Origin of the sequence: Methanobrevibacter arboriphilus JCM 13429 = DSM 1125 (genome assembly GCF_002072215.1) — an archaeon.
GTDB classification, from domain to species: domain Archaea; phylum Methanobacteriota; class Methanobacteria; order Methanobacteriales; family Methanobacteriaceae; genus Methanobinarius; species Methanobinarius arboriphilicus.
This window is the reverse complement of sequence record NZ_JXMW01000012.1, coordinates 1-15,797: the sequence shown is the minus strand read 5'-3', so window position 1 is coordinate 15,797 and position 15,797 is coordinate 1. Positions and strand designations below refer to the sequence as shown.

General features: G+C 25.5%; 14 protein-coding genes. 10 read left to right on the top strand and 4 right to left on the bottom strand.

The genetic code is table 11. The features are described from left to right. The 6 genes from MBBAR_RS06655 (at window position 1) to MBBAR_RS06635 (ending at window position 5,861) form a co-directional block, all read left to right on the top strand. The gene (locus MBBAR_RS06655) at window positions 1-465 is read left to right on the top strand and encodes a hypothetical protein (RefSeq protein ID WP_080460524.1); all 465 of its coding nucleotides are present in this window, start codon (window positions 1-3) and stop codon (window positions 463-465) included. Between the two features lie 72 nt (window positions 466-537). Next, complete coding sequence (locus tag MBBAR_RS06650) at window positions 538-1,329, top strand: hypothetical protein (protein WP_080460523.1); 792 nt, start codon at window positions 538-540, stop codon at window positions 1,327-1,329. 55 nt (window positions 1,330-1,384) lie between these two features. Continuing rightward, the gene (locus MBBAR_RS06645) at window positions 1,385-3,409 is read left to right on the top strand and encodes a right-handed parallel beta-helix repeat-containing protein (RefSeq protein ID WP_080460522.1); all 2,025 of its coding nucleotides are present in this window, start codon (window positions 1,385-1,387) and stop codon (window positions 3,407-3,409) included. A 12-nt stretch (window positions 3,410-3,421) separates the two neighbouring features. After that, window positions 3,422-3,733, top strand: a complete 312-nt coding sequence (locus MBBAR_RS10100; RefSeq protein WP_143746154.1) for a right-handed parallel beta-helix repeat-containing protein — start codon at window positions 3,422-3,424, stop codon at window positions 3,731-3,733. 45 nt (window positions 3,734-3,778) lie between these two features. Further along, a complete protein-coding gene (locus tag MBBAR_RS06640; RefSeq protein ID WP_080460521.1) occupies window positions 3,779-4,006 on the top strand; it encodes a hypothetical protein in 228 nt (75 codons plus the stop codon). 34 nt (window positions 4,007-4,040) lie between these two features. Beyond that, window positions 4,041-5,861, top strand: a complete 1,821-nt coding sequence (locus MBBAR_RS06635) for a hypothetical protein (protein ID WP_080460520.1) — start codon at window positions 4,041-4,043, stop codon at window positions 5,859-5,861. Between the two features lie 208 nt (window positions 5,862-6,069). On the opposite strand, the gene ribB is transcribed toward MBBAR_RS06635, so the two are convergent. The 3 genes from ribB to sepS form a co-directional block, all read right to left on the bottom strand. Then, window positions 6,070-6,738, bottom strand: a complete 669-nt coding sequence (gene ribB, locus MBBAR_RS06630; RefSeq protein WP_080460519.1) for a 3,4-dihydroxy-2-butanone-4-phosphate synthase — start codon at window positions 6,736-6,738, stop codon at window positions 6,070-6,072. 230 nt (window positions 6,739-6,968) lie between these two features. After that, a complete protein-coding gene (locus tag MBBAR_RS06625; protein ID WP_080460518.1) occupies window positions 6,969-7,367 on the bottom strand; it encodes a DUF120 domain-containing protein in 399 nt (132 codons plus the stop codon). A gap of 25 nt (window positions 7,368-7,392) precedes the next feature. Continuing rightward, the gene (gene sepS, locus MBBAR_RS06620) at window positions 7,393-9,057 is read right to left on the bottom strand and encodes an O-phosphoserine--tRNA ligase (RefSeq protein WP_080460517.1); all 1,665 of its coding nucleotides are present in this window, start codon (window positions 9,055-9,057) and stop codon (window positions 7,393-7,395) included. 455 nt (window positions 9,058-9,512) lie between these two features. Here sepS and tfrA point away from each other — a divergent pair, with 455 nt between their 5' ends. Then, on the top strand, window positions 9,513-11,162 hold the full coding sequence (gene tfrA, locus MBBAR_RS06615; RefSeq protein ID WP_080460516.1) for a fumarate reductase (CoM/CoB) subunit TfrA: 1,650 nt from the start codon (window positions 9,513-9,515) through the stop codon (window positions 11,160-11,162). Window positions 11,163-11,225: 63 nt separating this feature from the next. On the opposite strand, the gene MBBAR_RS06610 is transcribed toward tfrA, so the two are convergent. Then, window positions 11,226-12,569 carry an amidohydrolase family protein gene (locus MBBAR_RS06610; RefSeq protein ID WP_080460515.1) on the bottom strand — a complete coding sequence of 448 codons (1,344 nt, stop codon included), beginning with the start codon at window positions 12,567-12,569 and terminating at the stop codon, window positions 11,226-11,228. Between the two features lie 452 nt (window positions 12,570-13,021). Between MBBAR_RS06610 and hisG the strand changes: the two genes are divergently transcribed. The 3 genes from hisG to MBBAR_RS06595 are packed head-to-tail and all read left to right on the top strand — an operon-like array spanning window position 13,022 to window position 15,415. Continuing rightward, window positions 13,022-13,894: an ATP phosphoribosyltransferase gene (gene hisG, locus MBBAR_RS06605; RefSeq protein ID WP_080460514.1), complete on the top strand. Its 873-nt coding sequence runs from the start codon at window positions 13,022-13,024 to the stop codon at window positions 13,892-13,894. Window positions 13,895-13,927: 33 nt separating this feature from the next. After that, window positions 13,928-14,758: a fumarylacetoacetate hydrolase family protein gene (locus MBBAR_RS06600; RefSeq protein WP_080460513.1), complete on the top strand. Its 831-nt coding sequence runs from the start codon at window positions 13,928-13,930 to the stop codon at window positions 14,756-14,758. Between the two features lie 21 nt (window positions 14,759-14,779). Further along, window positions 14,780-15,415 carry a MarR family winged helix-turn-helix transcriptional regulator gene (locus tag MBBAR_RS06595; RefSeq protein ID WP_080460512.1) on the top strand — a complete coding sequence of 212 codons (636 nt, stop codon included), beginning with the start codon at window positions 14,780-14,782 and terminating at the stop codon, window positions 15,413-15,415. The last annotated feature ends 382 nt before the right edge of the window (window positions 15,416-15,797 follow it).

Below are 15,797 nucleotides of genomic sequence, written 5' to 3'. Positions count from 1 at the left end.
ATGATGAAAAATAAAAATTTAATAATTATATTAGTATTATTTTTGTTCATTGTGGGTGTTATTAGTGTTTATTTTATATTAAACACTAATGATAATAATGTTAAAGAAAATATTGGAAATTCTACGAAGAACATTAATAAATCGAAGAATATTACAAATGATTATAAAGTAAACAGCAATAATAATAAAGCTAAAAATATGAAAAACAATGATAAATCACAAAATAAATCAGAACCGATATTAATAAGAAAAGGACAAGCTATTTTAAAAACTAAAGATATAGTCAATGATCTTAATTTAGGTGAAAAAGTAAGTAAAACTTCTAAATTAATTAGTATTGGGAAAAAACATTATTGGGTTGTCTCAGTATACAATAAAACTAATAATCTCAAAACTGGAGATTATTATATTAATGCTAAAACTGGATATAGTACTGATCCTGCTTTATTAGCTGTTGGGGTATGAATTTTATTAGTAAAAATTAATGTTTGATACTTCTTTTTATGATATATTTTAAAATTATTTTTAGGTGTTAGAATGATTAATGAAGTTAAAAAGATACTAATATTTTTCCTGATTGTTTTAGCTATTAATTTGGTTTTGGGAGAGGTTAATGCTAATGATCCCCTGATTCCAGAACAACCCCCAAGTCATAGTGTTATTAAGTCTTTTAAGTTTTATGTATGCAATGCTTATTATAATAAAGTAGCTAAAATCAAAGTTAAGTTAATTGGGAAAGATAATAAACCTGTTAAAAATATGGGGCTTTTTTTAACTAAAGTTACTAATAAGTTGATATATCCTGGAGTTGATATTGGTTCTGTAATGACTAATTCTAAAGGTATAGCTACTTTTAAGAATAAATTAACTGAATTTGGATATATTACTATTTTAGTTCATTCTAGTGAACATATTTATGCAATTGGTGGTGGCGATAATACTGCTAGCTGTGGAATTTATGTTTATAAGTCTTTTTTGAAGCAGAATAATAATCTTTCTGTTAAAAAGCATAATGTTGGTTTGAAGAGTTATTTTAAGTTGAAAGGTCACAGAACTTCGACTTTTAAGGTTTATTATAAGATTCCTAAGGGTGTTAAGTATTCTAAACCAAAAATTAAAGGTAACGGTTTTAAATCTGTTAAAGTCAGATTTAATCATAAAAAGAGAATAGCTATTTTGAAAGTTAATAAATTAAAACCTAAAAAGAGCATATCTGTTAAATGGAAACTTTATGCAAAGTCTGGTAATTATACTATTAAATCTGTTGTTAAAAAACCAAAATCTACAAAATTTAGAGGGAATAATGTTTTAAAGAGGATTAAAGTTTGATAATGTTTGCTTTGTTTTTAATGAGTATGAATAAAAAATTTTGGAGGATAAAATTATGGATAGAAGGTATTTAATGATTAATATTATCTTATTTGCTCTATTATTGTTTGCTTCGATATCTTCTATTAGTGCTGTGTCTTATAGTGTTGATAGTAGTTGTGATAGTGATTATATTCAGAATTTAATTAATAATGATTCATTAAATATTACAGAGTTACATTTTTCTAATGTTTCTGGTAGTGTTTTTGATGGTATTGTTTTGGATATTTATAAAAGCATTGTTTTTACTTGTGATGATGGGGTAGTGCTTAAAGGCAAGTGTTCTTTTGCTTATGCTTTTAATGTTTTATCTGATGATGTTACTGTTGTTGGTTTTAATTTTGTTGATTATTTTATGGGTGTTATTGCTGACAATGTTAATAATTTGAGCATTGTTAATAATACTTTTAATGTAAGTATTGATGGTGTTGTGATAGGTTATTCTCGGAGTGTTAATATTCTGGATAATGTTTTTAATGGTGGTTATAATTCAAATTATGGGGTTAATGTTAATCGTTGCGAATATGTTAATATTGTTGGCAATTATTTGAATAATACTACTCTTAGTGTTTATGTAAGCGAATCTAATAATATTAATGTTTCTGATAATAATTTGATTAATACTTCTGTTTATGGTGTTGGATTTCAAAGAGTTAATAATTCTATTATTTCTAATAATTCTCTAGAAAATGATAGTAATTATTGTATTTCTATAAATCATGGGGATAATGTTACTATTGAGGGTAATAGTATAAAAAATAGTAAGTCTGATGGATTTTATGTTTATTCTTCTAATAATATTAAGATTAAAAACAATACTGTAGAGAATAATGAAGGATATGGTGGCCTTATTTTAAGTTCTAATAATACTGTTATAGAAGAAAATAGTATTAAAAATAATGGTGCAGAAGGTTTCCATTTAGACTCTTCTAAACGAGCTAATATTAAAAATAATGCCATAGAAAATAATTCTGGTACAGGAATTTCCGCAAGTAATTCTGATAGTTTAAATATAACAAGAAATACTTTAAAGAAGAATAAAAATGGAATTAAAGTCACATATTCTGCAGATTCTCAGGTTGAATATAATGTTATTAGTGAAAATAAAGAAGTAGGATTACATTTAGTGAAAATTGAAAAATGTGCTATTAATAATAATACCGTACACAATGATGTTATAGGAATTTATATTAATTCTATTAATAGTAGTAGCTTATATAGAAATGTTTTAAAAAATAATTCAGAAGCAGGGATTTATCTTTTTAACTCTGAAAGTTTAACTTGTGCTGAAAATAATGTTACTAATAATAATGCGGGATTATATGGAGATAATTTAACAAATTTGAATATTACAAATAATTATCTACAAAATAATAAAAAAGGTGGAATCTATTTACTATTAGCATATAACAATATGATTTCAAATAATAATATTTTAAATAATGATTTACATGGTTTGGTCATTGAACAAGGGATTGGAAATACAATAACTCGAAATTTATTTTACAATAACAAGGGGAATGGAATAGATATTTATGGAGATAATAACAAGATTAATTATAATATAATTTCATCTTCAGGATTTTATGGAATAGCTATTGATGGATCTAAAAGTAATCAAGTTACCTATAATAATATTTCAAATGTTTATTATGGAATTAATGTTTATTCAGAGAATAATCATATTACTAAGAATAATATAAAAAAGTGTCATATTGGAGTATATCTTCATAAAGGGAAGAATACAGTTTCAAATAACATGATATCTTCCAATTCTAAGTATTTAGGCAATTCTTATGGTGTTTATGCAACTGGAAATAATAATAAAATTTTAAACAATAAATTTAGTACTAATACAACTGGTATTAAGATTAAAGGAGATAAAAATACTTTATTTAATAATCAAATTTCAAGTAAAAAAGAAGGAATTTCAGTAGAAGGACATAATAATAAGATAAAGTCTAATAAAATTACTTCTAAATCTAATGGTTTAAAATTAATAGGCAATAAGAATAAAATTACTTCCAATAAATTTAAATAGAAACTAAATAGTATAATTCTTAATGGAAATAATAATTCAATCTCAAAAAATAGGGCAAGTAATAATAAGAATTATGGAATCCAATCTTTTGGAAATAAGAATACGATAACTCAAAACACAGTTAATAAAAATAAAAATCATGGTATTAAGGTTAATGGTGATAGAAACAAGGTTAAATATAATACTGCTCGTTCATGTGGTGAACATGGGATGAAGATTAATGGTGATCGAAATATTGTTTATTATAATAAGTTAGGTAAAAAAATGAGTAAAAGAATCTGTGTTTATGGATATAAAAATAAGGTTAAAAAGAATAAGGCATGATAAAGATGGGCCTTATTTTAGCTAATTGTTATTGGAGATTTAATAATGAATATTATATATAAAAGATGTACTATTACTAAAAATGGTGATCATGGTGTTAAAATGATTGGAAATAAGAATATTATTACTCGAAATATGATTAAGTTGAATAAGTATCATCAGATTAAGTTGTTGGGGTCTGGTAATAAGATAACTAAGAATAATTTTGGTGTGAAAAAGAGTAAAGCATTGCATACTGTTTATTCAAGAAATAGTTTTAATAAAAACAAATAAATCATGGTGAAATATTAAAATTGAGGTTTATTTTATGAGTTTTGGAAGGTTTCTGTTAATTTTCATAGCTTTTTTTATTTGTTTAACATTTGTTAGTAATGTTAGTGCTTCTAATATTTATGTTGAAGGTTCTAATGATTCTGTTGGTGATGGAAGTAGTAATAACCCTTACAACAATTTAAAAATTGCTGTTAATAAGAGTAATTCTGGATTTGGAGATACTATCATTATTGGTGGTGGGAAATATAAAGCTTCTGATAGTAATACTAATTTGATTATTTCTCGAAATGTGAGTATTTATGGAGCTAAATATTATTATAAAGATAAAAATATTGAAGATACTGTGATTGATGGTGGAAACTATACAAGATTTTTTAATATAAGTAAGGGAGTTACTGTAAATATTTATGGAATAACTTTTATAAATGGTAATCATAAACCATCTATGGCTATTAATTCTTCTAATTCTTCCAATTATTCTATTTTTACTGTAATTCCTGTGGTTATTGGGGGTAATAGGGAAATTTTCGTTTATGGTGGTCCTGGTGGTGCTATTTATAATGAAGGTACATTAAATATTGATGACTGTAAATTTGAAAATAATTTAGCTTCAACTCATGGTGGAGCAATTTATAATTCTGGTAATTGTAATATAATAAGGTCAATTTTCATTAATAATTCTGCTCTACACTATTCTTATACTATTCTTATAATGTGTGGAGGGGGATATAATGTTTATGAAGGGTCAGGTGGTGCAATAACTAATAATAATGGCAATTTAACTATATTATATTCTAATTTTACATCTAATAATGCAACTACTGGAGCTGCTGTTTATAGTATTAATAATTCAAATTTAACTATTGAGTATTCAGGATTTTATTATAATTCTGTAGTTAAAGGAGCAATATATAGTTGTAAATCCTCTAAGTTGAGTATTATAAGATCTAATCTTATTAATAATGGTAAGGATGGAATACTTATATTTACAGAAGGAAAAGCAAAGATAATCTATAATAATATTTCTGGGGCTTATAATAGCATATATTCTAATGGAAATAGCATTATAATGAATAATAACATTTTTAAAGCTTATTATGGTATTTATAATTATGGATTTGCTATTGTTGAGAAAAATATTATAAAATCCTGTGTTGTTGGAATTTATAATGAATTTAATCCAATAAAAATTCTTTATAATATTTTAAATAATAATAGATATTCTATAATTAATTATGGTTCTTATTCTACTATTTATGGAAACACGCTTAAAAATATATCATGTGGGATTTCTAATAATGCAGATTATGTAAATATTAAAAATAATAATATTTCTGCTATGAATTATGGAATTTATTTGTATGGTGAATATAATAATCTGTATAATAATTTTATTAATTCAGGTGGTTATGGGATTAAAATTCGAGGTAATTCTAATAATATAAATGCTGGGTCTTTTGGTAGTATCATAGCTAAAAAAGGAATATACATTGTTGGTCATAAAAATATATTAAAAAATTTAAAAATTAAGTCTAAAATTTATCTTATAAATGTAACTGGTAATAAAAATTCTATATTTTTTAAAGTTTTAACTAAAAATATTATGTTTGGTGTCCATTTTAAAGGTCTCTATAATAGACTAAATGGAAATATAATTATTAGTTGGCATTATTGCATTGGATGTCATCCTATTAAAATATTTGTAAACATTAATATAACTCCAAATAGCACGATCAAACAGAATAAATATCCTAAAATAAAGATTTTCAGTGTTAAAAGTAATAATAAAACAAATAATAATGATATTAAGGAGAACAAATCTTTAAAAAAAAGGTTGAAAATAATAGTTTTTTAAGTGTTTTAGAACCATTTTTTGATTCTTTTAGAATTTATATTGAAAACCTATTTGATTTTGTAGAAAATCTTTTCAGTGATTTGTTAAATGATTTAAATGGGGTATTCTTATATAAAGATTTAACTGATTATATAAATTAAAAATATTCTTAATATGTTACATTAAATAATAATAAAGATTTTAAGATTAAAAAAGTCTTTTATACTTTTTAATCTTTTAGGTATTCTTCTATAACTATATTTCCATCCATGAATATTAAATCATGTTCTTCAGCATAGTCTTCTGCATCAGCTACAGACCTTGCTTCACCAGTATTGCCGTCCATCATTTCACAAACAACGGTTACAGGTGTTATTCCAGCCATTTCACCCATAGCTAAGCTTATCTCAGTATGTCCTTGTCTTTTTTTTAAAAGATTATCTGCTCCTCTAAGTAAGGATACATGGCCTGGAGATCTAAATTCTTTTCCAAAATCATCAAATCTTTCTTCTTTACACATTTGAGCCATTTTACTTATTGTAAGAGCTCTGTCATTATCAGTTATTCCAGTGAATGTTTTCCTGTGGTTTGCCCAAACAGAAAATGATGATCTTTCATCATAGGGAATGTCATCTGGAGTTAGTTTTCCAAGAATTGGGTATTTTTCTTTAGCTACATCCATAATATCAGTCATAAATGGTAATCCAAGACTATCACAGTATTCTGGATGAATACAGCAACAAATCAAACCTCCAGCATCATTTCTCATGGTAGCTACTTCTTTAGCTCCAACGAATTCTGCTCCTATAATCATGTCAGTTTCACTTTCTCTTTTCTCATCATCATACATAAGAACAAATTCACCATTTTGTAATGCTTTTAATGCTTTTTTTAACATGATTTCACCATTTATTATTTTTATATCTATTAGTTCAAACCTATATAATTTTTATTATTCATTAATTTTTTATTATTCCTATATTTTTATAATCAATTTTTCATTATTCTTATAATAATTTTTAATAATTATTTATGCATTGATTTTTTATTATTTTGAATTTTTTATAATCAATTTTTATTATTTTTATAATTTTAATAATTTTTCATTAATAAATATTTATTATTACTTTATTGTTCATCAATACTGATTTTAACTTCGTCTTCGTCTTTTAAATTAAATTTTTTTCTAAGATTTTCTTTAGCTATAAATTCTAGATAATTTTCTTCATGTGTGGTTTTATCTGGGAATACTATAGCTCCAGTAACAGTATTTTGGGTATTTAGATCTTTTAATTTAGCTTTAATATATCTAACACCACCAAAACCTTCTCTTGGTTTTATAATATTATTAGTATTTGACTTTATTCTTTTTATTGAGTCCAAATACTTTTCAGGAACAACTATATTAAGCGTTCCGGGGTATGGTGTAAAACCACATTTTTCATTGAATTTTGACTTGTAAAATTTTTGTCCTAAAAAATACGCTCCTTTTCCATATCCTGTAGCTATTGATCCTTTGATTTCCATAATAACCATCATAATCTTTTAATTATTATTTAACTTCTAATTTTATAGTAGAAAATATTGGTCCTCTAATATCAATTAATTTATTTTCATTATTAATATAATTCATAGCAATATTATCCAGCTTTAGATTAACATCTGATAAAGCCCTTGCAATTGTATTTCTAAATATTAAATCTTCTGATCTACTAAGGACTGCTTCTTCAATTTTATAAGCGGTTTTTGCACTTAATGCATCTATATATCGTATATTAGTTGGAACACCATTTTTAACTGCATCATAAATAATCTTTGTATCATCTGGTATTTCATTTATAATATCTTTTTCATTATATTCTTGAGGATTTAACTCAACTTTTTTAATACTTAGCTCTATGTTTTCTGGAATACCAAGAATATTTCCACCATAAATATAAACATGGTTTGTTGAAGCAGGACCAAGAAGTTTAGCATTATTTTCCCCTTCAAAAGCTTTAACTGATATTTCTTTATTTAAAAATTCCCCTTCAAATATTGTAAACTCACAAGGAGAATTACAGTCTTTTTCATTAGTCCAAACATTTAAAATGCTCTCCATTAGGGATTGCCCTTCTTCTGTAACAGGATAATAATTATAATTTAACATTGTAGCTATATCACGATCACTAAGCTCTAATTTTTGATATAATTGTGGATATACTAAGTTTCTAACATCATTCATCTGATTTAAAACCATAGCTATTCTTTCAACACCTAAACCAAGATTCATCACTTCTTTTTCAATTCCATATTTTGAAAGAGCTATTGGGGAATAAAGTCCAAAGGTAGCTATTTCAACCCATTCATTTAACTTAGGATGATATCCATAAACCTCAGTCTGTGTTTCTGGAATATAATATTTAGATTTTTTTTCATCAGGAACAAATTTAAATTTAGAAAATCCAAAATACTCAAGTAATGCTTCTGAAATAGCTTTCCCCATGTCAAGAGTCACTTCATCATCTACAATAACACATGATGCTGAATGATAGGTCATAAGATGACTAGAATCTTCTTTTTGCTCTCTTCTAAAACATCTATCTATTGAAAACATTTTTAATGGGGGTTTAGATTTTTTAACCATCTTTTCAAGTGATATGAACCATCCTGAAGTCATATGGGATCTAAGTGTGGTGTTACTTGCAATAGGCATTAAATCTTTAATCTCTGGAAAAACTTTTTCAAGAATACTCAATCCTTCTTCATTGTCTATTTCAAGTGCTTCAGAAACTTTCAATACAAGATCGTCTCCATCAAGATATCCTTTTTTGTATCCTCTAAAGACTTCTTGGAGCTTAGCTATTTTTTCATCAGTAATATCTTTTCCAAGTTTTTTGATATAATTTATTTTATCTACACCTATTCCAATATCTGGACGAGGTAGTCCTGCTAAATAGAAACATCTATCAAGAACAGCTGGAGCTTCAGGACCAAACTGTTTGTAAACATCATTTTTATCAATAAATAAAGGATTAACAGCTTCGCTGAAACCAAGTCTAAGGTATGCTTCACGAAGCATTGCTATTGTATCATTTAAGATATGTGATTTTCCTATTTCATATTTTAATCTAGGATATTCTTTATCAGGATGTGATTTTTTTACTAAATTTCCAGATTCAACCCAAGCACGCTCAAAATCTTTTTTAGCTAATTTTATAATCTTTTTCTTATCCAATCTAGTTCCTCCTGATATAATTACTTCATGATACGATTATTTAATAATGATTTATTCTAATAAGTTATTTTTATTCAATTTAATATTTTTTTATAATATTGAAAAATATTTATATTAAAAATATTTATATTATTATCCAAATAGTTCTATTGATTATTATTACCTATATCATTTGATTAATATTATTTACGTCATTATTTTAACTATTATTATTTATATTCTTATTTTGAATGTTATTATTCATTTAGTTATTTTAACTATTATTATTTATGTCCTTAATTTAACCATTATTTAATTTTATATTTTTATAATTTATATCTTTAATATACTATAAACATTTTAACACTTTTTCATAATTTTATAAAACATTATAACTTTATAAAAGTATTATAATCTTATAAAATTATTGTAATTTTATAAAAATATTTATAAAATTAATATCAAATATTACTATTATGGAAACTAGAATTATTAAATCAGATGTTCTTATTATTGGCTCAGGGGGTGCTGGATGCCGTGCAGCAATCGAAATTTCCAATAATGGTCTTAATCCTTTGATAATTTCTAAAGGACTTTCATTTAGATCCGGTTGTACTGGAATGGCTGAAGGAGGTTACAATGCAGCTTTTGCATTTGTCGATGAGGAGGATACTAAGGATATTCATTTTAAGGATACTATAAAAGGTGGTAGCTATCTTAATGATTCTAAATTAGCAAGAATATTAGTAGATGAAGCTACAGATAGATTAATCGATCTTGAAGAGTATGGTGCTCTTTTTGATAGACAAGATTCGGGTGAACTAAATCAAAGACCATTTGGAGGTCAAACATTCAGAAGAACTTGTTTTCAAGGTGATCGGACTGGGCATGAGATAATGATGGCTTTAAAAGAGGAGATAATAAAGAAAAAAATTCCTACAATTGATGAAGTTATGATAACTTCACTAATACCCGATGATTCTAAACAAAAAGTTATTGGTGCAGTGGGATTATCTTTAAAAAACTCAGAAATCATTTTTTTCCAATCAAAAGCTGTAATCTTAGCTACTGGTGGAGCTGGTCAGCTTTATCCAGTAACTTCTAATACACTTCAAAAAAATGGGGATGGCTTTGCATTAGCTTACAATGTAGGGGCAGACCTTATTGATATGGAGGAAATTCAATTTCATCCAACTGGAATGTTATATCCTGATTCAAGAAAAGGAATTCTTGTTACAGAAGCTGTTCGTGGTGAAGGAGGAATTCTTTTAAACAAAAATAATGAGCGTTTCATGGGTAATTATGATGATAGAAAAGAATTAGCCACTCGTGATGTTGTTTCAAGAGCTATTTATAATGAAATAAGATGTGGGCGTGGAAATGAAAATAGGGGAGTTTATCTTGATGTTACTCATCTTGATGATGAGGTTATTGAGGAAAAACTTGAAACAATGCTTTTCCAGTTCCTTGATGTTGGTGTTGATATAAGAAAACAACCTATGGAAGTAGCTCCAACTGCTCATCATTTTATGGGTGGAATTAGAATTGATGAAAACTGTAAGTCCACTGTTAGCAATTTATTTGCTGCAGGAGAGGCTGCTGGGGGAGTTCATGGAGCTAATCGTCTTGGTGGAAATGCATTAGCTGATACTCAAGTGTTTGGAAAAAGAGCAGGAATTTCAGCATCAAAAGCTGCAAAAAGCTCTGATTTTGGAATTAACAATGAAGAAATCAAAAATGAAATTGATAGAATAAATAAACTATTTAAGAAAGGACCTATTCTACCATTTGAGATTAAAAAAGAGCTTCAAAATTTAATGTGGGATAAAGTAGCTATAATCAGAAATGAGAAAGACTTAAAAGAAGCTTTATCTCATATTAGGACATTAAAAGAAAAATTAAATGATATGGATGTTAATAATGAAACACATTATAATAAAGGGCTTCAAGAAGCTTTAGAAGTTATTAACATGATTGAAATTGCTGAATTAACTGTAAAATCAGCTTTAATTAGAAAAGAAAGTCGTGGAGCTCATTTTAGAGAAGATTTCCCTGATACAAAAGAAGAATGGAAAAAGAGTATTGTAATGAATAAGAATAATAGTGTTAAATGTGTAAGTAGATAAAGATGTGTAAGTAGATAAAGATGTAATTAGTGATCTTTTCTTATATCTTTAATTTTTTATTACTTATTTTGATTCTTCTCTTATTTCTTTTAACTCTTTAATAGATTTATTAGCTTTTTCAATAATTTTACTTTCATTTAATGTTATTAATTTCTTATCTTCCATCAATATTTTACCATTACAAATGGTTGTATTCACATTAGATCCATTAGCTGCATAAACAAGATTTGAACTAATCTTTTCACTCATTGGATTTAAATTAACTGATTTATTATCTATTAATATTAAGTCTGCTTTTTTACCAATTTCAATTGAACCTACTTCTTTTTCGAGATTTAAAGCATTAGCTCCATTAATTGTTGCCATTTTTATTGTTTGATTGGAATTTAAAGATTCAGGATTCATATTATTTACTTTTTGAAGAAGTGAAGCAAATTTCATCTCTTCAAACATATCTAAATTATTATTTGAAGCTACACTATCAGTTCCAAGCCCTACACATACATTTTTTGATAATAATTCTTGCACTGGAGCTATTCCTGAGGCTAATTTCATATTACTACAAGGATTATGAGATATTTTGACATCTCTTTTTTTTATAATTTCTATTTCTTCTTTAGACAACCACACTCCATGTGCAGCTAAAACATCACTATTTAAAAATCCAATATCTTCTAAATATTCAAATGGAAGTTTTCCAGTAGCTTCTTTAACATCTTCAATTTCTTTTTTTGTTTCATTCATATGTATGTGGATTCCAACATTGTATTTATTAGCTTCATATCTTACTCTTTCTAATAACTCTTTTGATGCTGTAAATGTTGCATGTGGTCCAAAAAATGTTTTTATTCTTCCTTCAGCAGTATCATTACAATTTTTTATTAATTTTATGTTTTCTTTAAATTCATTTTCACGTTTTTCCTCATCACCAAAATCAATCATTCCATAAGAAAGACATCCCCTTATTCCTGATTCATTTACAGCTTTAGCTACATCTTCCATGAAAAAATACATATCATTGAAGGTTGTTGTACCAGATTTAATCATTTCTGTAATTGCTAAAAGTGCACCATCATAGCAATATTCTCCATTTAATCCAGCTTCAGTTGGCCATATATGATTGTTTAACCATTCATCAAGAGCCATATCATCAGCTAATCCCCTAAGAAGATTCATAGATATATGTGTATGTGTGTTAATCAGGCCTGGCATTAATATTTTGTTTTTTCCATCAATAATCTTTTCTACACCTTTTGAATTTATGAGTTCCTCATTTTTTTTAGATATTTCAGCTATTTTATCGTTTTCGATTAATAGATCTCCTTTAAAAGACTCTATGTTATCTTTTTCTGCTGATTTTGGATTTAATATTGTTGCATTTTTAATTAGAATATTTTTTGTTTCCATTGTATCACCCATTTATCAAATTTACTTGTTATATATTAATAAATAGTTTTTATTTATATGTAGTAATTATTTTATTATTTTATTTTATTTTTTTATATTATTATTTGCAATTTTATGATACTAATCTATTATTTTATATAACGTGATATTTAATATAATATTGATAAAAATAAAAACAATATAAAAAATAATAATATAAAAAAATAAAATAAAATAATAAAGATAACAATATAAAATTCAATATAAAATTATATAAATTATATCTATTATAAAACCATAATAATTCATACTAAATCATATTGACTAATACAAACTCACATAAACTCACATAAACTCACATAAACCCATATAAACTTATATAAAGTTATATAAACTCATATGGTTTTATATAATTTTATAAAAATTGTATAAAAGTACATAATAACTAAAAACAGATATAATAAGGAGAAATAATGAAAATTAAAATTGCAATTCCGTCTAAAGGGCGAATTAGTGATCCTGCAGTAGCTATCTTAGAAAAAGCTGGCCTAGGACTTAAAGATGCTTCTAATAGAAAATTATTTTCAAACACTCATAATTCTGATATTAGTGTAATGTTTGCTCGTGCAGCTGATATTCCTGAATTTGTAGCTGATGGTATAGTGGACATGGGAATTACTGGCTTAGATTTAATCAAAGAAAGCAATTCTGATGTTGAAATTTTAACTGATCTTAAATTTGGTCAAACTAGCTTAGTTCTTGCTTCTCCTGAGGATTCTGATATTAATTCTCTTGATGATATTAAATCAGAGATTGTTGTAGCAACTGAATTTCCTAATTTAACTGACTCTTATCTTAAAAGTCATGGAATTAATGCAAAAATTGTTGAGCTCACTGGTTCAACAGAAATAGCTCCTTTCATTGGGATAGCTGATATTATAGCAGATTTAACTAGTACTGGAACTACTTTAAAAATGAATCATCTTAAAATTATTGATAATATTTTAGATAGCTCAATAAAGCTTATTGCTAATAAAGATGAATATTTTAACAATAATGAAAAGAAAAATCTTATAGGCACTGTTAATATTAGTATTAATGGTGTTATTGAAGCAGAAAGGAAAAAATTACTAATGATGAATGTTTCAAAGGATAATTTACAAATTATTAAAGATTTAATGCCTTCAATGACTGGCCCTACTGTTTCAGAGGTTTTATCTGATAGGGAGGATACTGTAGCTGTTCAAGCTGTTGTAGATGAGGAAGAAGTTTTTGATCTTGTAAATAAACTTAAAAATTCAGGTGCTAGAGATATATTAGTTGTACCTATAGAAAGGATTATTTAAATTATTCATTATTAAATACTGATGAGGAATTATATGAAGTTTTTAAGATTTTTTGTTAATGATTTTCTTTGTAATGATAATGATATTATGAATTGTTCTTTTGATTCCTCTAATATTAAAAGTGGTTATTTTGATGGTGAAAAGATTGTTTCATTGATTGATCCACTTGAAATTGTTTTAAATAATTGGCAAAATGAGGGATATCTTGAAGATCAGATTTTAAATAGCTATTCTCTTGAAGATGTTATTTTTGCTCCACCTACCAATCCTTCAAAAATTATTTGTATTGGTTTAAATTATAAAGATCATGCTCAAGAACTTGGCATGGAACTACCTGATGAACCTAAAATTTTTTTAAAGCCTCCTTCTTCTGTAATTGCTCATCTAGACGATATCATATATCCTGAAATGTCCTCTGAGGTAGATTATGAAGCAGAATTAGCTATTATAATATCTAAAACTGGGAAAAATATTAGTTTTGATGATGCTGATGATCATATTGGTGGTTATACAATATTAAATGATGTTACTGCTAGAGATATTCAAAGAAAAGATGAACAATGGACTAGAGCTAAGAGTTTTGATACATTTGCTCCGATTGGTCCTTATATTGAAACAGAAATGGATCCTATGAATCAAAATATATCTTTATATATTAATAATAAAGTTAAACAAGAATCTAATACTAAAAACATGATTTTTTCTCCAAAAGATCTTGTTGAGTTTATTTCAAGTATAATGACTTTAAATGCTGGTGATATAATTGCTACTGGGACTCCTTCAGGTGTTGGACAGATGAATAAGGGAGATATATCTGAAGTAACAATCGAAGGCATTGGAACACTAACTAATAAAGTCATTTGATTTTTTAAATAAGGGGATTATATGGATTTAGATGAAAAAGTCGATAAAAGTTTAATGGATGAATTTTTAATAAGTGATCTAGTTAAAATTATTCATAAATCATATAAACATTATTTAATGCATCAATTAGCTTACTTGGACGTGACTCCTGGTCAAATTCCTTTTATATTAGAGTTAATGCATGAACCACTTTATCAAAGTGATTTAACATCCAAATTACTTTTAAGCAGAGCAGTAACAGCTAAAACTCTTAAAAAACTTGATGAAAAAGATATAATTGAGAGGAGAGTTGCTAAAGACAATAAAAGAAAAAATGAAGTTTTTTTAACTAATAAAGGAAAAGTTATCGCCTCTAAAATTGAAAAAATTGAAGAAAATTGGGATAATATTCTTTTAAAGAATTTCATTAAAGAATTCCCTGATTTAGATGAAGAAGGATTAAAAAAAATATTAAAATCTTTAGCTAAGGCTTCTTTGAATTCAATTATTGAAGAAAGAGAAAATTTTGATGATTTTGGAGACTTTGATACTTTTCATAAGATGTACCATTCTAGAGGCCATCCATTTAAAGGACATCATTTTAGAGGTAATATGTCTAGAAAAGATTTTTTTAGAAAAAGAGGAGAGTTTAGAGTGAAAAGATTTAAAAAACAATAATATTTTTAGAAAACATTATATTTATATAGTTATTAGTGTTGTTTTTAATTATTTTAATTATTTTAATTATTTTAATTATTTTAATTATTTTAATTATTTTAATTATTTTAATTATTTTAATTATTTTAATTATTTTAATTATTTTAATTATTTTAATTATTTTAATTATTTTAATTATTTTAATTATTTTAATTATTTTAATTATTTTAATTATTTTAATTATTTTAATTATTTTAATTATTTTAATTATTTTTAATTATTTTTAAATTATTTTTAAATTATTTTTAAATTTATTTTTAAATTATTTTTAAATAAAAATTATTTTTAATTTAAAAGATAATTTAAAAAATAATTTAGATAATAATTTTAGGTAATAATTTAA